This window comes from Rhizobium sp. BK008 (assembly GCF_014197345.1).
GTDB classification, from domain to species: domain Bacteria; phylum Pseudomonadota; class Alphaproteobacteria; order Rhizobiales; family Rhizobiaceae; genus Rhizobium; species Rhizobium anhuiense.
In genome coordinates, this window is the sequence record NZ_JACIFK010000001.1 from 1,512,997 (window position 1) to 1,534,102 (window position 21,106).

Genomic DNA, 21,106 nt, shown 5'->3' on the forward strand with positions numbered 1-21,106 from the left:
TGCCGCAAGAATCGCTGCACGCTTCTGTGCGACATGCTTAGCCTCCTCTTGCCGGCAGGAAATTCCCGGCCACATTCCTCCGTCAATGCCACTCGCAGCACCGGAGAAGCCTTTGCCCTGGATTGCGTATATCGCCCATTTCATCGCCGCGGCCTTTCTGACCAATGGCATCCCTCATTTCGTCAACGGCGTCAGCGGCCGGCCCTTCCGCACTCCATTCGCAAAGCTCGGTTCGCCGACAGCCAATGTTGTCTGGGGCTGGGTGAATTTCCTCATCGCCTTCCTGCTCTTTGCCAATATCGGGCCGCTTTATATCGGCTCGCCAGGCGATACGATCTTCGTGGCAGTCGGCATGCTCGTCACCGGCATCGTGCTCGCCCGGATTTTCGAGCGCGAGTCCCGATAGTAACTTGCATGATGATAGTCACTGATGTAGTGACGTCGTCATGCAGCGAACAAGCTTCAGCGATTTCAAATGCCCGGCGGCACGCGCGCTCGAGAGCGTCGGTGACTGGTGGAGCATCTTGATCCTGCGCGACGCCTTCCAAGGACTGTCGCGCTTCGACGAATTCCAGAAGAGCCTCGGCGTGGCGCCGAACATCCTGGCGCGGCGGCTGAAACACCTGACGGATCAGGACCTGTTTGAACGGCGGCTCTACCAGCAGCGCCCTGCCCGCTACGAATATCGGCTGACGGAAAAGGGCCGCGATTTCTTTCCCGTCCTGATGACGCTGTTTTCCTGGGGAAGCCGGCATATTCCGGAAGGGGACCTCGCCTTTCTCTTGGGCGATGCCGCGTCCGGCAAAGAGCGCGAGACCGTGCTAGTCGACGCGCGCACCGGCGAACAGGTGACACCCGAAAACACCAGCCTGCTTGCAGGCCCCGCCGCCGATGACGAGGTGCACGCGCGGATCGCCCGCATGCGCGCCTGGTATCTCGGCATCGACGCATAGAAGGAGAACAGAATGGACCGCATCGTTGTCACCGGCATGGGACTTGTCTCGCCACTCGGCACCGGCATCGAGCCCGCCTGGAAGCGCCTTCTCGACGGCGGTTCGGGGCTGCGGGTATTGGCGGAAGACATCGTCGGCGAGCTAGCGGCCAAGGTCGGCGGCATCGTTCCCGGCATAACCGAGGATGCGCAAGCCGGCTTCGATCCCGACCGATACATCCCGCCCAAGGACCAGAAAAAGATGGACCGCTTCATCCATTTCGCCATGGCGGCGACGGAGGAAGCGGTCAAGCAGGCCGGCTGGATGCCGACCGACGAGGGCGAGCGTGAACGCACCGCGACGATCATCGCGTCGGGCGTCGGCGGCTTTCCGGCGATCACCGAAGCGGTGCGGATCGGCGAGACGCGCGGCGTCCGGCGCCTGTCGCCTTTCACCGTGCCCTCCTTCCTCGTCAACCTCGCCGCCGGCCAGGTCAGCATCCGTTACGGCTTCAAGGGGCCGCTCGGCGCTCCGGTGACGGCGTGCGCCGCCAGCGTCCAGGCAATCGGCGACGCGGCGCGGCTGATCCGCTCCGGCGAAGCGGATGTGGCGATCTGCGGCGGTGCCGAAGCCTGTATCGACAAGGTGAGCCTCGGCGGCTTTGCCGCCGCGCGTGCCCTTTCCACCGGCTTCAACGAAACGCCGGAGCTTGCGTCACGGCCCTTCGACACGGCGCGCGATGGTTTCGTCATGGGCGAAGGCGCCGGCATTCTGGTCATCGAAACGCTGGAGCACGCGCTTGCCCGCGGCGCCACACCACTCGCCGAACTCGTCGGCTACGGTACGGCGGCGGACGCCTACCATATGACCTCGGGCCCCGAAGACGGCGACGGTGCCCGCCGGGCGATCGAGGCCGCGCTCCGCCAAGCGAAGATCGCCGCTTCCGACGTCAAACACCTGAACGCGCATGCGACCTCGACACCGGTCGGTGACAGGGGCGAGATCGCCGCGATCGGCACGGTCTTCGGCCGCAATGGCGGCATTGCCGTCAGCGCGACGAAATCAGCGACCGGCCACCTGCTCGGGGCTGCCGGCGGGCTGGAGGCGATCTTCACCATCCTGGCGCTGCGCGACCAGATCGCGCCGCCGACCCGCAACCTGGATGAGGCTGATCCGGCCGCCGACGGCATCGATATCGTCGGCAAGACGGCGCGGCCGCTCACCATGGACTATGCCATCACCAATGGTTTCGGCTTCGGTGGAGTGAACGCCAGCGCCCTCTTCCGGCGCTGGTCGTAAAGTCTGTTTTGCTTGCGGTAGGCCGGTTCAGTTTTCATGGAAGCACAGAACCGCTCTCATTTTTTGTTTTACGCAATTCCGGACGCAAACCGCTGCGCACTTTTGCTGGCATTGCTTTGGAAATCGCCTACACTTCAGCTCTATCGGGGATTATTCTCCGATAGAGCTGGAGATCAACCCATGCGCGCCTTCTTCGCAGTTCTTATTCTGTGTGCCGCGTCCCTCCTCTCCATCGTCTCGGCCCGCGCCGAAGACCCGATCGACACGACGCGGACGATGATCGAGGAACAGATCAAGGCCTTCCTCAAGGACGATGCCGAGACCGCCTATTCCTTCGCCGCTCCCGGCATCAGGGCGATGTATCCCGACAAGAACCTGTTCTTCGCCATGGTAAAGAAGAGCTACGAGCCGGTCTATCATCCCGGCAACTACGCCTTCGGCCGCAGCCGCTCGATCGACAACGGCGCGCTGATCTATCACGAAGTACTGATTTCAGGCCGCGATGGCAAAGACTGGACGGCGATCTACCAGATCACCCGCCAGCCGGATGGCAGCTACCGGATCAACGGCGTGCAGATCATCCCAGATGCGGACAGCAAGGGTATTTGATCCCGATCGATCCAACCTCGTTGGATTGGATCAAACAGGTTCGATCGAGATCAAACAGGTTCGATCGGGATCAAACAGGTTTGATCGGGATCACACGGGCTGGAGATCGCCTCTTGCCCATTCCTCCTGCGTTTCCGCCATGAAATCGGCGAAGCGGCCTTCGGCGATCGCCTTGCGGATGCCCTGCATCAGTTCCTGGTAATAGGCGAGGTTGTTCCAGGAGAGCAGCATGCCGCCGAGCGCCTCGTTGGAGCGGACGAGATGGTGCAGATAGGCACGCGAATAATCGCGTGAGGCCGGACAATTCGACTGTTCGTCGAGCGGGCGCATATCCTCGGCATGGCGGGCATTGCGGATGTTGACCTTGCCGCGGCGGGTAAAGGCCAGGCCATGGCGGCCGGAGCGAGTGGGCATGACGCAGTCGAACATGTCGATGCCGCGCGCAACCGATTTCAGAATATCATCCGGCGTGCCGACACCCATGAGGTAACGCGGCTTTTCCAGAGGAAGGACCGGCAGTGTCGTTTCCAGCATCTTCAGCATGACATCCTGCGGCTCGCCGACGGCGAGGCCGCCGATCGCATAGCCCTTGAGGTCGAGCTGGCTCAACGCCTCGGCCGAACGGATACGCAGCGCCGGGATGTCGCCGCCCTGGACGATGCCGAACATCGCCTTGCCGGGCTGCTCGCCGAAGGCCACCCGGCAGCGTTCGGCCCAGCGCAGCGACATTTCCATGGCGCGCTCAATCTCTTTCGCCTCGGCCGGCAGCGCCACGCATTCATCGAGCTGCATCTGGATGTCGGAGCCGAGCAGCCCCTGGATTTCTATGGAGCGCTCCGGCGACATGTGGTGCAGGCTGCCGTCGACATGCGATTTGAAGGTGACGCCCTGCTCGTCGAGTTTACGCAGGCCGGACAGCGACATGACCTGGAACCCACCGGAGTCGGTCAGGATCGGATGTTCCCAACGGATGAGCTTATGCAGGCCGCCAAGGCGGGCGACGCGCTCGGCCGTCGGGCGCAGCATCAGGTGATAGGTATTGCCGAGGATGATGTCGGCGCCGGTCTCGCGCACCTGGTCGAGATACATGGCTTTGACCGTGCCGACGGTGCCAACCGGCATGAAGGCCGGCGTGCGGATATCGCCGCGCGGCATGGAGATCTTGCCGAGGCGGGCGCCGGCATCGGTCTTGTCAAGCGTGAATTGGAAGCGGTCGGTCATCTAATCTTTCCGGAAGAGAAGGCTGGCATCGCCATATGAATAGAAGCGGTAGCCCGTCTGGATGGCGTGGTCATAGGCGGCGCGCATAGTGTCGAGGCCTGAAAAGGCCGAGACCAGCATGAAGAGCGTCGAGCGCGGCAGGTGGAAATTGGTCATCAGCATGTCGACGGCCTTGAAGCGGTAACCCGGCGTGATGAAAATGCCGGTGGCGCCGCTCCAGGCGCGAATTTCGCCACTGTCTTGTGTTGCGCTCTCGATCAGCCGCAGTGAGGTGGTGCCGACGCAAATGATGCGTCCCCCTCTTTGCTTGACGGCATTCAGCCGGGCGGCGGTTTCGGTGCCGACATAACCGCTTTCGAGATGCATTTTGTGATCGGCGGTATCGTCTGCCTTGACGGGCAGGAAGGTGCCGGCACCGACATGCAGCGTCACGAAATGGCGTTCGACACCGGCCTTGTCGAGCGCCTCGAACAAAGCGGGTGTAAAATGCAGGCCGGCCGTGGGGGCTGCAACAGCGCCCTCCTCCCGTGCATAGATGGTCTGATAGTCGGCGCGGTCGCGTTCATCCTCCGGCCGCTTGGCGGCAATATAGGGCGGCAGAGGAATGTGACCGACGCTGGCAATCGCTTCGTCCAGTGCGGGGCCGGAGAGATCGAAGGCCAGTGTCACTTCGCCGGCCTCGCCCTTTTCTTCCACCGTCGCGTCAAGCGAGCCGATCATGCAGCTTTCGCCGGAATGGCCGAAGGCGATGCGGTCGCCCTCCTTGATACGCTTGCCGGGCTTGGCGAAGGCCTTCCATTTGTTGGCGCCGATACGCATGTGCAGCGTCGCCGACACCTGCTGGCCGCCCGCACCCTCTCGATGGCGAATGCCCTCGAGCTGGGCCGGAATAACCTTGGTGTCGTTGAAGACGAGCGCGTCACCGGGCCGCAGAAAAGACGGCAGATCGCCGACGCGATAATCCCGGATGTTCTCCACATTCGGATCGACGACGAGCAGCCGCGCGCTGTCGCGCGGCTCGGCGGGCCGCAACGCGATGCGTTCATCAGGCAGGTCGAAATCGAAAAGGTCTACGCGCATCAGGGCACTTTCAGGCAAAGCGAAACCCGCCCCGCGCTTTCGCGCAAGGGCGGGTTTCAGCAGAAATCACAATCAGACGTCGGCGGCAACCCGCATGGAGACGATCGAGTCCGGATCGGAAACCGGCTCGCCGCGCTTGATCTTGTCGACGTTGTCCATGCCTTCGATGACCTGGCCCCAGACGGAATACTGCTTGTTCAGCCACGGCGCGTCGGTAAAGCAGATGAAGAACTGAGAGTTGGCCGAGTTCGGGTTCTGCGAACGGGCCATCGAGCATGTGCCGCGCGTATGGGTGGTTGCCGAGAATTCAGCCTTCAGGTCCGGCTTGGAGGAGCCGCCCATGCCGGCGCGGCTGGGATTGAAGGTTTCCGAGCCCTTCTTGCCGAATTCGACATCGCCCGTCTGGGCCATGAAATCCTGGATGACGCGGTGGAAGACGACGCCGTCATAGGCCTTCTCGCGGGCGAGTTCCTTGATGCGGGCGACATGCTCCGGGGCGACCTGCGGCAAAAGCTGAATGACAACCTTGCCCTTGGTGGTTTCCAGAATGATGGTGTTTTCGGGATCCTTGATCTCGGCCATTGCCTTCTCCTCTTGTTTCTCTCGTAACTTACTTCTTGCCCAGGGTGACCTTGATCATCCTGTCGGGACTTTTGACTTCGCCGTTCTGGCCTTCGCCGCGCTTGATCTTGTCGACATTTTCCATGCCGGAAACGACCTTGCCGACGACGGTGTACTGGCCGTTCAGGAAGGAACCGTCGGCGAACATGATGAAGAACTGCGAATTGGCGGAATTCGGATCCTGCGAACGGGCCATGCCGACCGTGCCGCGCACGAACGGGGTCTTGGAGAATTCAGCCGGAATGTCAGGCAGATCGGAAGAGCCGGTGCCGGCGAGGCTCGCATCGAAGCCCTTTTCCATATTGCCGTACTTGACGTCGCCGGTCTGAGCCATGAAACCGTCGATCACGCGGTGGAATGCGACGTTGTCGTATTCGCCCTTCTTTGCCAGTGCTTCGATCTGGGCGACATGCTTCGGCGCCACCTCAGGCATCAACTGAATGACGACGGGGCCGTTCTTCAGCTGGATGGTGAGATAGTGATCGGCCGACTGGGCGAAGGCATCTCCGGCGAAGGAGGCGAGATACAGCACGCCGGCAAATGCGAGATAAAAGAGTTTCATATGAGCTCCATTGCGGCGGGTTCCGCCTGGTCTTTGCGCTTGCTAGTCTTTGTTCTTACTAGTTTGGGCGCTTGGATGTGAGGGCTTGCAAGACGGCGGCCGGCACGAAAGCGCTGACATCGCCGCCCATGGCGGCGATCTGGCGGACCAATGTGGCGGTTATGGGCCGCGAGGCCGTGCCCGCCGGCAAAAAGATGGTCTGGATATCGGGCGCCATCGTCCGGTTCATTCCGGCCATCTGCATTTCGTAATCAAGGTCGGTGCCGTCGCGAAGACCGCGGATCAACAATGTTGCTCCATGGGTGCGGGCGGCATCGACGACCAGATTGTCGAAGGCGACGACGGTGATGTCACCGGTCTTGCCGGGCAGCGCTTCAGCCAGCGAACGGCGGATCAGCTCAGCTCTCTCTTCGAAGGAGAAGAGCGGCGCCTTGCCGGGATGGATGCCGATCGCGACGATCACCTTTTCGGCGACGTTCAGCGCCTGGACCAGAACATCCACATGCCCATTGGTGATCGGGTCGAAAGACCCGGGATAGAAAGCTGTCGTCATGTGACCAGACCGTTGATTTGACGCCTTTTGTCACGGATGCCGCTCTGCCGCAAGTGATTTGGGCAGGTCCGGCGAGAGTGCCGCACGTCCATCCGGACACGCCAAGGACGTTCTATCATTTTGAATTGGCAGGCGGTTGAACGGCGGATGAATGGTCCGTTCAAGGCCGTTTCAGACAGGATCTGCTTTACTCGGATCATCAAATGCAGCCGATGCCATTCCGGCATCCGGCGTTCCCTGAAAGACCAAGTCCATGCTGATCGTGCTTGTTGCACTTGCCGTCGTTTCCTCCCTCGCCGCCGAGATGGCCTATGGCTATTTCGCCGATCGATATGAGGTGAGCTGGGTGCGGCCGGAGCTTGCCGAACATGCGGCGATCGTGCGCGCCCAGGGCCGGCTGCGCGAAAACGGGCTTCGAATCTGAACGCCAGATGAACGAGACATTCAAGGAGGCTTCAGATCGCCATTGGTAAACACCCCCTCAACATCCGCGGAACCATTTTCAAACGGATGCGTTCATTCAACCGACCCCATAGATGCGATCAGCGCGGCAGGAAGGACTAAAGATGCCCGGTAAGATTACGATGATTAACCTGCTCTGGATGGTAATGGTCACGGGCATGCTGACCGCAACCGTCGCTCTCTATGATCAGAAGGTCGATACGTCCAAGGTTTATGGTCCCTATGCTTCGGCCCGGACGGCCGTGCTAGGCCAGTACTGAGGGGCGAGAACGCAACTCCCCAGGAAAGGAATGCCTATGTTCACGATCTTGACAGTGCTCACCGCCCTCATCAGCGTGATGTTCATCGTGTCCGTGGCCTCGACGATCTCAGCGCTTCGGCGTGAAGGCGAAGAGGTGAAAGCTCTGAACGAAAAACATAGAGCATTCTGACATTCCTTTCTGACCACCCACTTCCCACCCTCGAGCGGCACCCTTCCGTCGCCAGGGCCATTCAAAGCCGGATGCACCCAGCATCCGGCTTTTTCTTTCGGTATGATCTGAACCATCCCCGAACTTGAAAAAGAAATGGGCGCTTGAAAAGAAAAGGGCGGCTCGAAGCCGCCCCCTTCATGTGATCATTCCGCGGCAGGCCCGGCCGGATCGCCATCGGCAACCGGGCCTTGATCGGTGGCGCTTTCATCGGTCGCAGGGGCGCCTTCGGCGACCTCGACAGCCTCCTCCGTCTCGTCTTCCTCCGGCTCGCTGATGCGCTCGACCGAAACAACCTTCTCGTCCTTGGCGGTGGAGAAGATGGTGACGCCCTTGGTGGCGCGGCTGGCGATGCGGATGCCGCCGACCGGCACGCGGATCAGTTGGCCACGATCGGAGACCAGCATGATCTGGTCGCCGTCATCAACAGGGAAGGCCGCGACCTGTTCGCCGATCTCGCCGGTTTTCGACGTATCGGTGGCGCGGATGCCCTTGCCGCCGCGGCCGGAGATGCGGAAATCATAGGAGGACGAACGCTTGCCGAAGCCTTTTTCTGAGACCGTCAACACGAACTGCTCGCGTGCCTTCAGCTCTTCATAACGCTCGTCGGAAAGCTGCCCCTCTTCGGTGACTTCTTCGCCAACCAGCGCAATATCCTCTTCATCCACGCCCGTCGCCCGACGCTCGGTGGCGGAACGCTTGAGATAGGCAGCACGCTCCCACGGCTCGGCATCGACATGACCGACGATCGTCATCGAGATGATGCGGTCGCCATCGCCGAGATTGATGCCGCGCACACCTATCGAGTTGCGGCCGGCAAAGACGCGGACGTCGTCGACGGAGAAGCGGATGCACTGACCGAGCGCCGTCGTCAGCAGCACGTCATCCTGATCCGTGCAGGTCTCGACGGAGAGGATTTCGTCGCCCTCCTCCTCGAGCTTCATGGCGATCTTGCCGTTGCGGTTGACCTGGACGAAGTCCGACAGCTTGTTGCGGCGAACCGTGCCGCGCGTCGTCGAGAACATGACGTCGAGATTGTCCCAGCTCGTCTCGTCCTCGGGCAGGGGCAGGATGGTGGTGATGCGCTCGCCGGGTGCGAGCGGCAGCATGTTGATGAGGGCCTTGCCGCGCGAGGTCGGCGTGCCGATCGGCAGGCGCCAGACCTTTTCCTTGTAGACGATGCCCCGCGAAGAGAAGAACAGGACCGGCGTATGGGTATTGACTACGAATAGCCGGCTAACGAAATCCTCGTCGCGGGTGGTCATGCCGGAGCGGCCCTTGCCGCCGCGGCGCTGGGCGCGGTAGGTGGTCAGCGGCACGCGCTTGATGTAACCGAGATGCGAGACGGTGACGACCATGTCTTCGCGGGCGATCAGATCCTCGTCGTCCATTTCGAGGCCGCCATCGACGATCTCGGTGCGGCGCGGCGTGCCGAACTCGTCGCGGACGGCGGTGAGTTCATCCTTGACGATGGTCTGGATGCGGACGCGCGAAGAAAGAATATCGAGGTAATCCTTGATTTCGTCGCCAATCTTGTTGAGTTCGTCGCCGATTTCGTCGCGGCCGAGGGCCGTCAGGCGGGCAAGGCGCAGCTCGAGGATGGCGCGGGCCTGTTCCTCGGAGAGATTGTAGGTCAGGTCGTCATTAATGCGATGGCGCGGATCGTCGATCAGACGGATCAGGCTTTCGACATCTGCCGCCGGCCAGCGGCGGGTCATCAGCTCTTCGCGGGCCGACTGCGGATCGGGCGCCTGGCGGATAACGCGGATGACCTCGTCGATATTGGCGACGGCAATGGCGAGACCGACCAACACATGGGCGCGGTCACGCGCCTTGCGCAGCAGGAATTTCGTTCTCCGGCTAACGACTTCTTCGCGGAAGGAGACGAAGGCGCGCAGCATGTCGAGCAGGGTCAGCTGCTCGGGTTTGCCGCCGTTCAGCGCCACCATGTTGCAGCCGAAGGACGTCTGCAGCGGCGTGTAGCGATAGAGCTGATTGAGGATGACCTCGGCATTGGCGTCGCGCTTCAGCTCGACGACGACGCGATAACCCTGGCGGTCGGATTCGTCGCGCAGATCGGAGATGCCTTCGATGCGCTTGTCGCGCACCAGCTCGGCCATCTTCTCGATCATCGTCGCCTTGTTCACCTGATAGGGAATCTCGGTGATGATGATCTGCTCGCGGTCGCCGCGCATCGGCTCGATGGCGGCGACGCCGCGCATGATGACGGAGCCGCGGCCGGTCTCGTAAGCCGAGCGGATGCCGGCACGGCCGAGGATCTTCGCACCCGTCGGGAAGTCGGGGCCGGGAATGATCTGCATCAGTTCCGGCAGCTCGATTGCCGGGTCGTCGATCAGCGCGATGCAGCCGTCGATGACTTCAGAGAGATTGTGCGGCGGGATGTTGGTCGCCATGCCGACGGCGATGCCACCGGCGCCGTTAACGAGCAGGTTCGGAAACTTGGCGGGCACCACGACCGGCTCGGAGAGCGTGCCGTCGTAGTTGTCGCGGAAGTCGACGGTTTCCTTGTCGAGATCGTCAAGCAGCGAATGGGCAGCCTTTTCGAGGCGGCATTCGGTGTAACGTTCAGCCGCCGGCGGATCGCCATCGACCGAGCCGAAATTGCCCTGCCCGTCGATCAGCGGCAGACGCAGCGACCAGGGCTGCGCCATGCGGGCGAGCGCATCATAGATCGCAGTATTGCCGTGCGGATGGTATTTACCCATCACGTCACCGGTGACGCGGGCGCATTTGACGTATTTCTTGTTCCAGTCGATGCCGAGCTCGGACATGCCGTAGAGGATGCGCCGGTGCACGGGCTTCAGGCCGTCGCGCACGTCGGGCAGCGCGCGGCTGACGATGACGCTCATGGCGTAATCGAGATACGACCGCTGCATTTCCTCCATGATGGAGATGGGCTCGATGCCTGGCGGGAGCTTCCCGCCGCCGGGGGGTGTTTGCTCAGTCAAAACAGATCACGATCTCTTCTAGAATCACTTGAAGATTTATAGCGGAAAGCCTGTTCCCACGCCAATTTTCACAGCGCGTTTTGAACAGGCTTTTGCGGCTTAAAGAGGGTAAAACATATAAGTTGCGCGGCCGGACCGGACAAATCCGCCCCCGGCCGCCGCGGGAAATTTGCCAAATCGGAATCCCCGCTTCACAATCACAAAAACCAAGTGACTATATGGGGTTCCGGAGAGACGATGGCAAGCGCCGACCAATTGATCAACGCCTTCACGACGCTGCTCGTCACCATCGATCCGCCCGGTCTCGCACCGATCTTTCTGGGCCTGACGACAGGCATGAGCCGCAGTGAGCGTACACAGGTGGCGTTGCGTGGCTCGACCATCGCCTTCATCATTCTCGCGGTCTTCGCGCTGTTTGGCGCCGGCGTGCTCAGCGTGCTGGGGATTTCGATCGGCGCCTTCCGCATCGCCGGCGGACTGCTGCTCTTCTGGATCGCCTTCGAGATGGTGTTCGAGAAGCGCCAGGACCGCAAGGAAAAGGCCACCGAGGTGGCAATCACCAAGGATCATATCGAAAATATCGCCGTCTTTCCCCTCGCCTTGCCGCTGATTGCCGGCCCCGGCGCGATCTCGGCGACGATCCTGCTTGCTGGAACGCTCGCCACCTCCGTCGGAAAAGCGCAACTGATCGGCGTTCTTGCCGGCAATCTGCTGCTGACCTTCCTCATGCTGCTCGTCGCCGAACGGCTGGACCGTTTCCTCGGCGTCACCGGCCGGGCGATCCTGACACGGCTTCTCGGCGTCATCCTCGCCGCCCTAGCCGCCCAATTCGTCGTCGATGGCGCCAAATCGGCGCTCAATCTGATCAGCGCGACGCCGCACTGAGGGCGGGAGATCAAAGAAAAAGAGCATGACGCCGTCAAAGGCATCATGCTCTCAGGTCTTTCACCAGCCCAGGAAGGCTCGCGATCAGAACGGGATGTCGTCGTCGAGATCCCGCGAGAAATTGCCGCCGCCAGCGCCGCCGCGGCTCGGGGATGAAGAGGGAGCCGGCGCGCCGTAGTCGTCGCCATAATCGTTGCCGCCGCTGCTGCCGCGGCCGCCGCCGAAACCGGAGCTGGCACCGCCGCCTTCACCGCGGCCATCGAGCATCGTCAGCGTCGAATTGAAGCCCTGCAGCACCACTTCGGTGCTGTAGCGGTCCTGGCCCTGCTGGTCCTGCCACTTGCGGGTCTGCAGCTGGCCTTCGATATAGAGCTTGGCGCCCTTCTTCACATATTGCTCGACAACCTTGCAGAGGCCTTCGTTGAAGACGACGACAGTGTGCCATTCGGTCTTTTCACGGCGCTCGCCGGAATTGCGGTCGCGCCAGGTTTCCGAGGTCGCGATACGAAGATTGGCGATCGGCCGGCCATCCTGAGTGCGGCGGATTTCGGGGTCTGCACCCACGTTTCCAACCAGAATTACCTTATTCACGCTACCAGCCATACTTCTCACCCTGCCTGCCGCCCTGCCCGGCGGCGTTTAATCGATCGGCGCACCTTAAACCATCACGGACCGCCGATGCGCATGGGCGGCATTTAATCCACAGGTTTATCCATCAGAAAGCCGCATGCATTCATCAGGAATTTTGTTCTTTATTTGTTCTAGTTTATCCGTATGATCCTGTCAACAGAATCGAAAACCTTGACCCTTCCCGGATATTCAGCCTCGACTCGCCCGCCGGCATCACTAAATAAGGGCTGTTATCCAGAAAACCAAAGCAGAGACGATGAGCGAACTGAAGACGATCTCCATCCGCGGCGCGCGCGAGCATAATCTCAAGAGCATCGATCTCGATCTGCCGCGTAACAAGCTGATCGTCATGACCGGGCTTTCGGGATCCGGCAAATCCTCGCTCGCCTTCGACACGATCTACGCCGAAGGCCAGCGGCGTTATGTCGAGAGCCTGTCGGCCTATGCCCGGCAGTTCCTCGAAATGATGCAGAAGCCCGACGTCGACCAGATCGACGGGCTGTCGCCGGCGATCTCGATCGAGCAGAAGACCACCTCGCGCAATCCGCGCTCGACGGTCGGCACCGTCACCGAGATCTACGACTATATGCGCCTGCTCTTTGCCCGCGTCGGCGTTCCCTATTCGCCGGCGACCGGTCTGCCGATCGAGAGCCAGACCGTCAGCCAGATGGTCGACCGCATCCTCGATTTCGGCGAGGGCACCCGTCTTTATATTCTTGCGCCGCTCGTGCGCGGACGCAAGGGCGAATACAAGAAGGAACTGGCGGAGCTGATGAAGAAGGGCTTCCAGCGCGTCAAGGTCGACGGCCAGTTCTACGAGATCGCCGAGGCGCCGGTGCTCGACAAGAAATACAAGCATGACATCGACGTGGTGGTCGACCGCATCGTCGTGCGCTCGGATGTCTCGGCGCGTCTGGCGGACAGCCTGGAGACCTGCCTGAAGCTTGCCGACGGGCTGGCGATCGCCGAATTCGCCGACAAGCCGCTGCCGCCGGAAGAGACGTCGGCCGGCGGCTCGGCCAACAAGTCGCTGAACGAGACGCATGAACGCGTGCTGTTTTCGGAGAAATTCGCCTGCCCGGTCTCGGGCTTCACCATTCCCGAGATCGAGCCGCGGCTGTTTTCCTTCAACAATCCCTTCGGCGCCTGCCCGACCTGCGACGGCCTCGGCGCCCAGCAGAAGATCGATCCGGACCTGATCGTGCCCGAGCCCGAACGGACGCTGCGCGACGGGGCGATCGCGCCCTGGGCCAAGTCGACCTCGCCCTATTACAACCAGACGCTGGAAGCGCTCGGCAAACATTACGGCTTCAAGCTCGGCACCCGCTGGAACGAGCTTTCCGACGAGGCCAAGGACGTCATCCTCAACGGCACCAACGACAAGATCGAATTCCATTATGCCGATGGCGCCCGCTCCTACACGACGCAGAAGAATTTCGAGGGCATCATCACCAATCTCGAGCGCCGCTGGAAGGAAACCGATTCCGCCTGGGCGCGCGAGGATATTGAGCGCTTCATGTCGGCCGCCCCCTGCCCTTCCTGCAACGGATTCCGCCTGAAGCCTGAGGCCTTGGCGGTGAAGATCGACACGCTGCATATCGGCGAAGTGACCGGGATGTCGATCCGCGTCGCCCGCGACTGGTTCGAGGCGCTGCCGGCAAGCTTCAATGCCAAGCAGAACGAGATCGCCGTGCGCATCCTCAAGGAAATCCGCGACCGCCTGCGCTTCCTCAACGATGTCGGCCTGGAATATCTCAGCCTGTCGCGCAATTCCGGCACGCTGTCGGGCGGCGAGAGCCAGCGCATCCGGCTTGCCTCGCAGATCGGCTCAGGGCTGACTGGCGTCCTCTACGTGCTCGACGAACCGTCGATCGGCCTGCATCAGCGCGACAATGCCCGGCTGCTCGACACGCTGAAGCACCTGCGCGACATCGGCAACACCGTCATCGTCGTCGAACATGACGAGGATGCGATCCTGACGGCCGACGACGTGGTCGACATCGGCCCGGCTGCCGGCATTCACGGCGGCCAGGTCATCGCCCATGGCACACCGCAGGACATCATGGACAGTCCGAACTCGCTGACCGGCAAATATCTCTCGGGCGAACTCGGCGTTCCCGTTCCCGATGAACGCCGCAAGCCGAAAAAGGGCCGCGAGATCAAGGTGGTCGGCGCGCGCGGCAACAATCTGAAGAACGTCACGGCATCGATCCCGCTCGGGGTGTTCACGGCGGTGACCGGTGTTTCCGGCGGCGGCAAGTCCACCTTCCTGATCGAAACGCTCTATAAGTCGGCAGCGCGCCGCGTCATGGGCGCACGCGAAAACCCGGCCGATCACGACCGCATCGACGGTTTCGAGCATATCGACAAGGTGATCGACATCGACCAGTCGCCGATCGGCCGCACGCCGCGCTCGAACCCGGCGACCTATACCGGCGCCTTCACGCCGATCCGCGACTGGTTCGCCGGCCTGCCGGAGGCAAAGGCCCGCGGCTACCAGCCGGGCCGCTTCTCCTTCAACGTCAAGGGTGGACGTTGCGAGGCCTGCCAGGGCGACGGCGTCATCAAGATCGAGATGCACTTCCTGCCCGATGTCTACGTCACCTGCGATGTCTGCCATGGCAAGCGTTACAACAGAGAGACGCTCGACGTCACCTTCAAGCACAAGTCGATCGCCGACGTGCTCGACATGACGGTGGAGGAAGGCGTCGATTTCTTCGCGGCGGTGCCCGCCGTGCGCGACAAGCTGCAATCGCTGAAGGATGTCGGCCTCGGTTACATCAAGGTCGGCCAGCAGGCCAATACGCTCTCGGGCGGCGAAGCGCAGCGCGTCAAGCTTGCCAAGGAGCTGTCGAAACGCTCGACCGGCCGCACGCTCTACATTCTCGACGAACCGACGACCGGCCTGCATTTTCACGACGTCGCCAAGCTGCTCGAAATGCTGCACGAACTGGTCAACCAGGGCAATTCGGTGGTGGTGATCGAGCACAATCTCGAAGTCATCAAGACCGCCGACTGGGTGCTCGATTTCGGCCCCGAGGGCGGTGATGGCGGCGGCGAGATCGTCGCGACCGGCACGCCGGAAGCGATCGTCAAGGAGAAGCGCTCCTATACCGGACACTTCCTGAAGGAATTGCTGGAACGGCGGCCGGCGAAGAAGGCGGTTGCGGCGGAATGACGATGAGGCCAGCGTCGCCCGATGATCTGGAAACGATCGCGACGCTGACAGCTGCCGCCTATCGGCCCTATACCGAACTCTTCGGCGCTGCGCCGATCCCGGCGACGGAGGATTACGCGCCGCGCATCGAACGCGGCGAGGTCTGGCTGCGCGAGGTCGGCGACGAAACGGCCGGCCTGGTGGTGGTCGAGCAGCATTCCGATCACCTCATGCTGTTCAGCATCGCGGTCTCGCCGGCCTTTCAGGGCGGCGGGCACGGGTTGGCGATGCTGCGCTGGCTGGAAGGCAAGGCGCGGGAATGGGCAGTGCCGGAAATCCGGCTCTACACGAATGCGCGGATGGAGCGGAACATCGCGCTCTATCGCGCCTTCGGTTTTCAGGAAACGGGTCGTCGGCCGAGCCCTTATCGGCCAGGATGGGCGCTCGTCGACATGACGAAAGAAATCGATGCGGCCTGAGCGGCTGCCAACCGGGAGGACGACATGACGAAATCCGGCACTATCCGCACCGGCATCGGCGGCTGGACCTTCGAGCCCTGGCGCGGGCATTTCTTTCCTGATGACCTGAAACAGAAAGACGAGTTGAATTATGCCAGCCGCCAGCTGAAGGTCATCGAGGTCAACGGCACCTATTACAGCACCCAGAAGCCTGCAGTCTTCGCCAAATGGGCGGCAGACGTGCCCGACGGCTTCATCTTTTCGCTGAAGGCGACGCGTTTCGTCACCAATCGGCGGGTGCTTGCCGAAGCCGGTGAATCGATGGAGCGGTTCCTGACATCGGGTATCAGCGAACTCGGCGATCATCTTGGGCCGCTGCTCTGGCAATTTGCGCCGACGAAGAAGTTCGATCCGGAAGATTTCGAGGCCTTCCTGAAGCTGCTGCCGGTAAAACAGGACGGGCTGGCGCTGCGCCACGTGGTCGAGGTGCGGCACGATTCCTTCAAGGTGCCGGAATTCGTGGGCCTGCTGGCGAAATACGGCGTAGCGCCTGTTTGTGCCGAACATTTCGAATATCCGATGATCGCCGACGTCACGGCGGATTTCGTCTATGCCAGGCTGCAGAAGGGATCGGACGATATTGCCACCTGCTATCCGGACAAGGAGCTGAAGGCCTGGGCAAAGCGACTGGAGACCTGGGCCGAAGGCAATATCCCCGATGACCTGCCGCTGATCGATGCCGATCGCAAAGTGAAGACCGAGCCGCGCGACGTCTTCGCCTTCATGATCCATGAGGGTAAGGTCAATGCGCCACACGGAGCCATCGCCCTGCAGCAAGCGCTGGCGAAATAAGCTTGGTGAGACTTGGCCCGGGGCTCAAAGCACCGGCGGCCCGAAGCTAACGCATCGCGGCCCGAAGCTGAAGCATCGCGGCCCGAAGCTGAAGCATCGGGCGGGCTAAAGCGGCAAGACGTGGGTGGCAAGCTCCTCCGCCGTCAACCCCTTGCCGGCGCGCTGGCCGGCCTCGCCATGCAGCCAGACGCCGGCCGCCGCGGCCTCGAAGGTCGGCAAGCCCTGGGCGAGCAATCCGCCGATGATGCCGGCGAGCACATCGCCGGAACCGGCGGTGGCAAGCCAGACCGGGGCATTGGTATTGATGAGCGCACGTCCATCCGGCGCGGCGATGACAGTATCGGCCCCCTTGTAGACGATCGCTGCATTGGCGCGGCGGGCAGCAGCGACAGCCTTGTCCACCTTGCCGAGCGCATCATCGCTGCCGATATCGGGAAAGAGCCGCGCGAATTCACCCTCGTGCGGCGTCAGCACCAGACGCGGCTCACCGCGGAAAAGATCAAACAATTGTTGCGGATCGTCCTTGAACGAGGAGATGCCGTCGGCATCGAGCACCAGATGGCGATCGGCAAGGGCCGAGACGAAGCCGCGCGCCCTGGCGCCGATGCCGAAACCGGGGCCGAGAACGAAAGTCTGCAGCCGCTTGTCGGTGAGCCAGCCGCCGAGGTGGACCTCGTCGTCGACCGCATGCAGCATGACGGCGGTGAGATGCGCCGCATTGGCGGAGATCGCCGCGCGGGGAGCGGCGATCGTCACCAGGCCGGCGCCGGCCTTCAGGCCCGCGGTCGCTGACATGCGCGCAGCACCGGTCTTGTCCGCCTCGCCCGAGAAGACGACCAGATGACCGCGCTTGTATTTGTGGGTTTCCAGCTGCTCGGCCGGCAGCAGACCCTTCCAGGCATCGGGCGTGTTCTCGGCGATAAGACCGGCAGCCTCAGCGCGGATGATGCGGGCGGGAATGCCGATATCGAAAACCTCCAATTCATTACAAAGCTCCCGGCCCGGCATCAGCAGATGGCCGGGCTTGCGGGTCATGAAGGTGACGGTGCTGCAGGCCTGGAAGGCAGCCCCCAGCACCTTGCCGGTGCGGCCATCGAGGCCGGAGGGCAGATCGATGGCGAGCACCGGACGACCAGACGCGGTGACGCGTCCGATCAGCGCGCGCACTTCGGCCGGGACCTCGCGGCCGAGCCCTGCCCCAAACAGACCGTCGATAACGACATCGCCGGTTTCGGGTTGGTAGATGCCGAGTTCCTGTCCCTTAAGCGCGCAGCCGGCTCGGGCACGGGCGGCATCGCCCTTCAGCTTCGCGGGATCACCGAGATGGAACAGCGCCACCGTCGCTCCACTCTGCTGCAGATGTCGTGCCGCGACATAGGCGTCGCCGCCATTGTTGCCGGGACCGCAAAGCACGACGAAACGAAGAGCGTCGGGATGACGTCGCAGGGCGGCAGCTGCAACCGCGGCACCCGCCTTCTCCATCAGGCCGAAGGAATCGATGCCGGATGCGGCAGCGGCGGCATCGACGGCCGCCATTTCGGCAGGCGTCAGGAGGAGGTGGGACAGATCTTTGCTCATCCCCTTATTCAATCGAAAAACGCCTAAAAAACAACCGCCTGAAACATCAAAGTGAAGGACGCATTTTAGGCATGTGCTTATATTTTAATCTTACAGATCCGTGTATTCGCAGTTGCGAAAATACCTGACTTTTTCGGTTTCGGATGTGTTTTTGATCAGAGACAATGTTTTTCCATCTGTTCCGTCACCAAAACGACATGAAATTCCCCGCAAACGCGGCTGTTTCGACAAAATCGACGCCTTTTTTCGATAAGATGGATTTCAAACTGGCACGATATCTGCATCATATCCGGCGAGCGGGAAAATTCCTGCCATAACGGGAGAAGCGGAGAGACATTTTCTCATGAAAAAGATCGAAGCGATCATTAAGCCTTTCAAGCTGGACGAAGTGAAGGAAGCCCTTCAGGAAGTCGGCCTGCAGGGTATCACAGTCACGGAAGCCAAGGGTTTCGGCCGTCAGAAGGGCCATACGGAACTCTACCGCGGAGCCGAATACGTCGTCGATTTCCTGCCGAAGGTAAAAGTCGAGGTCGTGCTGGCCGACGAGAACGCGGAGGCCGTCATCGACGCGATCCGCAAGGCGGCGCAGACCGGCCGCATCGGCGACGGAAAGATCTTCGTCTCCAACGTCGAAGAGGTTATCCGCATTCGTACCGGCGAGACCGGCATCGATGCCATCTGACCACTTTGCCAATTGCGCAAAGTCCGTTACCGTCACCGCCGACCTACACCGTCATCGCAAATCGGAGGAAACTAATTAATGGCGACAGCAAGCGAAATTCTGAAGCAGATCAAGGAAAACGACGTCAAGTTCGTCGATCTGCGCTTCACCGACCCGAAGGGCAAGCTGCAGCATGTGACGATGGACGTCGTCTGCGTCGATGAGGACATGTTCGCCGACGGCGTGATGTTCGACGGCTCCTCGATCGGCGGCTGGAAGGCCATCAACGAGTCCGACATGGTGCTGATGCCCGATACCGAGACGGTGCATATGGACCCGTTCTTCGCTCAGTCGACCATGGTCATCATGTGCGATATCCTCGATCCGGTTTCCGGCGAGGCCTATAACCGCGATCCGCGCGGCACCGCCAAGAAGGCCGAAGCCTACCTCAAGGCATCCGGCATCGGCGACACGATCTTCGTCGGCCCGGAAGCCGAGTTCTTCGTCTTCGACGACGTCAAGTACAAGGCCGATCCCTACAATACCGGCTTCAAGCTCGATTCGACCGAACTGCCGTCGAACGACGACACCGATTACGAAACCGGCAACCTCGGCCATCGCCCGCGCGTCAAGGGCGGCTATTTCCCGGTTCCTCCGGTCGACAGCGCCCAGGACATGCGTTCGGAAATGCTGACGGTGCTCTCCGAGATGGGCGTCGTCGTCGAAAAGCATCACCATGAAGTCGCTGCCGCCCAGCACGAACTCGGCATCAAGTTCGATACGCTGGTGCGCAACGCCGACAAGATGCAGATCTACAAATATGTCGTGCATCAGGTGGCCAATGCCTACGGCAAGACGGCGACCTTCATGCCGAAGCCGATCTTCGGCGACAACGGCTCGGGCATGCACGTGCACCAGTCGATCTGGAAGGGCGGCAAGCCGACCTTTGCCGGCGACGAATATGCAGGCCTCTCCGAGAGCTGCCTGTTCTATATCGGCGGCATCATCAAGCATGCCAAGGCGATCAACGCTTTCACCAACCCGTCGACGAACTCCTACAAGCGTCTCGTCCCGGGTTACGAAGCACCGGTGCTGCTCGCCTATTCGGCCCGCAACCGCTCGGCCTCCTGCCGCATTCCGTTCGGCTCCAACCCGAAGGCCAAGCGCGTCGAAGTCCGTTTCCCGGATCCGACAGCCAACCCCTACCTCGCCTTCGCCGCCATGCTGATGGCTGGCCTCGACGGCATCAAGAACAAGATCCATCCCGGCAAGGCCATGGACAAGGATCTGTACGACCTGCCGCCGAAGGAATTGAAGAAGATCCCGACCGTCTGCGGCTCACTGCGCGAAGCGCTCGAAAGCCTCGACAAGGACCGCAAGTTCCTGACAGCCGGCGGCGTTTTCGACGACGACCAGATCGATGCCTTCATCGAGCTGAAGATGGCAGAGGTGATGCGTTTCGAAATGACGCCGCATCCGGTCGAATACGACATGTACTATTCAGCCTGATCGGCTGCGAAAACCGAAAGTCCCGGCCCGCCGGGGCTTTCACCTCCCAGGTCATGGACGCCACCACAGCGCCGCGCGCCTTTCAGACGCGCAAAAGACGCTGTAGCACTTGGAGTGCTGCATAATTTTGTCCTTACATCGATTCCGAGCTAAGGAATTATGCAGTAGGAGGATATGACGTTCATGTGACGAACTCGCGCACAAATCTTGATTTGCGCGACACCAATCACCAAATTCGGTGATGAAAGGAAGTCGTACCATGAAAGAAAGAGTAGCAAAGTTCAGCATTGGCGAAGTGGTTCGGCACAAGGTTTTTCCGTTTCGCGGCGTCATCTTCGACGTTGATCCGGAGTTCGCGAATACGGAGGAATGGTGGAATTCCATTCCGGCCGAGGTGCGCCCGAGCAGGGACCAACCCTTCTATCACCTGCTCGCCGAAAATGACGAAAGCGAATATGTCGCTTATGTCTCCGAGCAGAACCTGATGAATGACGAAAGCGGCGCGCCGCTTCGCAACCCACAGATCTACCAGATTTTCGATCAGGCCCCGTCAGGGCAGTTCAAACCCAAGATGAGCTTCGCCCACTAAATCAGGCTG

The 21,106-nt window shown here is 61.4% G+C and carries 22 protein-coding genes; 14 read left to right on the forward strand and 8 right to left on the reverse strand.

Translation table 11 applies throughout. The features are described from left to right. The first annotated feature begins 112 nt into the window (after positions 1–112). The 4 genes from FHT69_RS07325 to FHT69_RS07340 all read left to right on the forward strand — a co-directional run bounded on the left by FHT69_RS07325 (position 113) and on the right by FHT69_RS07340 (position 2,840). A complete protein-coding gene (locus FHT69_RS07325) occupies positions 113–406 on the forward strand; it encodes a hypothetical protein (RefSeq protein ID WP_047615435.1) in 294 nt (97 codons plus the stop codon). A gap of 40 nt (positions 407–446) precedes the next feature. Further along, positions 447–953: a helix-turn-helix domain-containing protein gene (locus FHT69_RS07330; RefSeq protein ID WP_183905134.1), complete on the forward strand. Its 507-nt coding sequence runs from the start codon at positions 447–449 to the stop codon at positions 951–953. Positions 954–965: 12 nt separating this feature from the next. Continuing rightward, entirely contained in the window at positions 966–2,231 is a 1,266-nt protein-coding gene (fabF, locus tag FHT69_RS07335; protein ID WP_183905135.1) for a beta-ketoacyl-ACP synthase II, read from the forward strand. A 180-nt stretch (positions 2,232–2,411) separates the two neighbouring features. After that, positions 2,412–2,840, forward strand: coding sequence for a DUF4864 domain-containing protein (locus FHT69_RS07340; protein ID WP_047615141.1), 429 nt, complete (start codon positions 2,412–2,414; stop codon positions 2,838–2,840). Between the two features lie 90 nt (positions 2,841–2,930). Here the strand turns inward: FHT69_RS07340 and tgt are convergent, their stop codons facing one another. The 5 genes from tgt to coaD all read right to left on the reverse strand — a co-directional run bounded on the left by tgt (position 2,931) and on the right by coaD (position 6,877). After that, on the reverse strand, positions 2,931–4,061 hold the full coding sequence (gene tgt, locus FHT69_RS07345; protein ID WP_183905136.1) for a tRNA guanosine(34) transglycosylase Tgt: 1,131 nt from the start codon (positions 4,059–4,061) through the stop codon (positions 2,931–2,933). Further along, positions 4,062–5,141, reverse strand: a complete 1,080-nt coding sequence (queA, locus tag FHT69_RS07350; RefSeq protein WP_097594512.1) for a tRNA preQ1(34) S-adenosylmethionine ribosyltransferase-isomerase QueA — start codon at positions 5,139–5,141, stop codon at positions 4,062–4,064. It abuts the gene before it with no gap. 72 nt (positions 5,142–5,213) lie between these two features. Further along, positions 5,214–5,723, reverse strand: a complete 510-nt coding sequence (locus FHT69_RS07355) for a peptidylprolyl isomerase (protein WP_028756879.1) — start codon at positions 5,721–5,723, stop codon at positions 5,214–5,216. 28 nt (positions 5,724–5,751) lie between these two features. Further along, a complete protein-coding gene (locus tag FHT69_RS07360) occupies positions 5,752–6,324 on the reverse strand; it encodes a peptidylprolyl isomerase (RefSeq protein ID WP_028756878.1) in 573 nt (190 codons plus the stop codon). Positions 6,325–6,382: 58 nt separating this feature from the next. Then, a complete protein-coding gene (gene coaD / locus FHT69_RS07365; protein ID WP_003539657.1) occupies positions 6,383–6,877 on the reverse strand; it encodes a pantetheine-phosphate adenylyltransferase in 495 nt (164 codons plus the stop codon). A 253-nt stretch (positions 6,878–7,130) separates the two neighbouring features. Between coaD and FHT69_RS34100 the strand changes: the two genes are divergently transcribed. The 3 genes from FHT69_RS34100 (at position 7,131) to FHT69_RS34525 (ending at position 7,770) form a co-directional block, all read left to right on the forward strand. After that, positions 7,131–7,301, forward strand: coding sequence for a hypothetical protein (locus FHT69_RS34100; protein WP_244604870.1), 171 nt, complete (start codon positions 7,131–7,133; stop codon positions 7,299–7,301). 142 nt (positions 7,302–7,443) lie between these two features. Then, positions 7,444–7,599 (forward strand): hypothetical protein, encoded by a 156-nt coding sequence (locus FHT69_RS07375; protein ID WP_164735989.1) that lies wholly within the window; start codon positions 7,444–7,446, stop codon positions 7,597–7,599. Between the two features lie 36 nt (positions 7,600–7,635). Then, the gene (locus FHT69_RS34525; RefSeq protein ID WP_018445350.1) at positions 7,636–7,770 is read left to right on the forward strand and encodes a hypothetical protein; all 135 of its coding nucleotides are present in this window, start codon (positions 7,636–7,638) and stop codon (positions 7,768–7,770) included. Positions 7,771–7,955: 185 nt separating this feature from the next. Here FHT69_RS34525 and gyrA read toward each other — a convergent pair whose 3' ends face one another. Next, entirely contained in the window at positions 7,956–10,778 is a 2,823-nt protein-coding gene (gene gyrA, locus FHT69_RS07380; RefSeq protein ID WP_097594513.1) for a DNA gyrase subunit A, read from the reverse strand. Between the two features lie 237 nt (positions 10,779–11,015). Here gyrA and FHT69_RS07385 point away from each other — a divergent pair, with 237 nt between their 5' ends. Continuing rightward, positions 11,016–11,663: a MarC family protein gene (locus FHT69_RS07385; protein ID WP_018445353.1), complete on the forward strand. Its 648-nt coding sequence runs from the start codon at positions 11,016–11,018 to the stop codon at positions 11,661–11,663. A gap of 84 nt (positions 11,664–11,747) precedes the next feature. On the opposite strand, the gene FHT69_RS07390 is transcribed toward FHT69_RS07385, so the two are convergent. Next, positions 11,748–12,266, reverse strand: coding sequence for a single-stranded DNA-binding protein (locus FHT69_RS07390; RefSeq protein ID WP_025554957.1), 519 nt, complete (start codon positions 12,264–12,266; stop codon positions 11,748–11,750). A gap of 283 nt (positions 12,267–12,549) precedes the next feature. Between FHT69_RS07390 and uvrA the strand changes: the two genes are divergently transcribed. The 3 genes from uvrA to FHT69_RS07405 are packed head-to-tail and all read left to right on the forward strand — an operon-like array spanning position 12,550 to position 16,760. Then, entirely contained in the window at positions 12,550–15,471 is a 2,922-nt protein-coding gene (gene uvrA / locus FHT69_RS07395) for an excinuclease ABC subunit UvrA (RefSeq protein WP_097594514.1), read from the forward strand. Further along, complete coding sequence (locus FHT69_RS07400; protein ID WP_097594515.1) at positions 15,468–15,929, forward strand: GNAT family N-acetyltransferase; 462 nt, start codon at positions 15,468–15,470, stop codon at positions 15,927–15,929. Before uvrA ends, FHT69_RS07400 begins: the two co-directional genes overlap by 4 nt. Positions 15,930–15,953: 24 nt before the next feature. Next, positions 15,954–16,760: a DUF72 domain-containing protein gene (locus tag FHT69_RS07405; RefSeq protein ID WP_097594516.1), complete on the forward strand. Its 807-nt coding sequence runs from the start codon at positions 15,954–15,956 to the stop codon at positions 16,758–16,760. A gap of 105 nt (positions 16,761–16,865) precedes the next feature. Here FHT69_RS07405 and FHT69_RS07410 read toward each other — a convergent pair whose 3' ends face one another. After that, entirely contained in the window at positions 16,866–18,338 is a 1,473-nt protein-coding gene (locus FHT69_RS07410; protein ID WP_097594517.1) for an NAD(P)H-hydrate dehydratase, read from the reverse strand. Between the two features lie 343 nt (positions 18,339–18,681). Between FHT69_RS07410 and FHT69_RS07415 the strand changes: the two genes are divergently transcribed. The 3 genes from FHT69_RS07415 to hspQ all read left to right on the forward strand — a co-directional run bounded on the left by FHT69_RS07415 (position 18,682) and on the right by hspQ (position 21,097). Continuing rightward, positions 18,682–19,020: a P-II family nitrogen regulator gene (locus FHT69_RS07415; protein ID WP_003539626.1), complete on the forward strand. Its 339-nt coding sequence runs from the start codon at positions 18,682–18,684 to the stop codon at positions 19,018–19,020. 78 nt (positions 19,021–19,098) lie between these two features. After that, positions 19,099–20,508 carry a type I glutamate--ammonia ligase gene (gene glnA / locus FHT69_RS07420; RefSeq protein WP_028756888.1) on the forward strand — a complete coding sequence of 470 codons (1,410 nt, stop codon included), beginning with the start codon at positions 19,099–19,101 and terminating at the stop codon, positions 20,506–20,508. A gap of 259 nt (positions 20,509–20,767) precedes the next feature. Continuing rightward, positions 20,768–21,097 (forward strand): heat shock protein HspQ, encoded by a 330-nt coding sequence (gene hspQ / locus FHT69_RS07425; RefSeq protein WP_063475575.1) that lies wholly within the window; start codon positions 20,768–20,770, stop codon positions 21,095–21,097. Positions 21,098–21,106 lie beyond the last annotated feature (9 nt).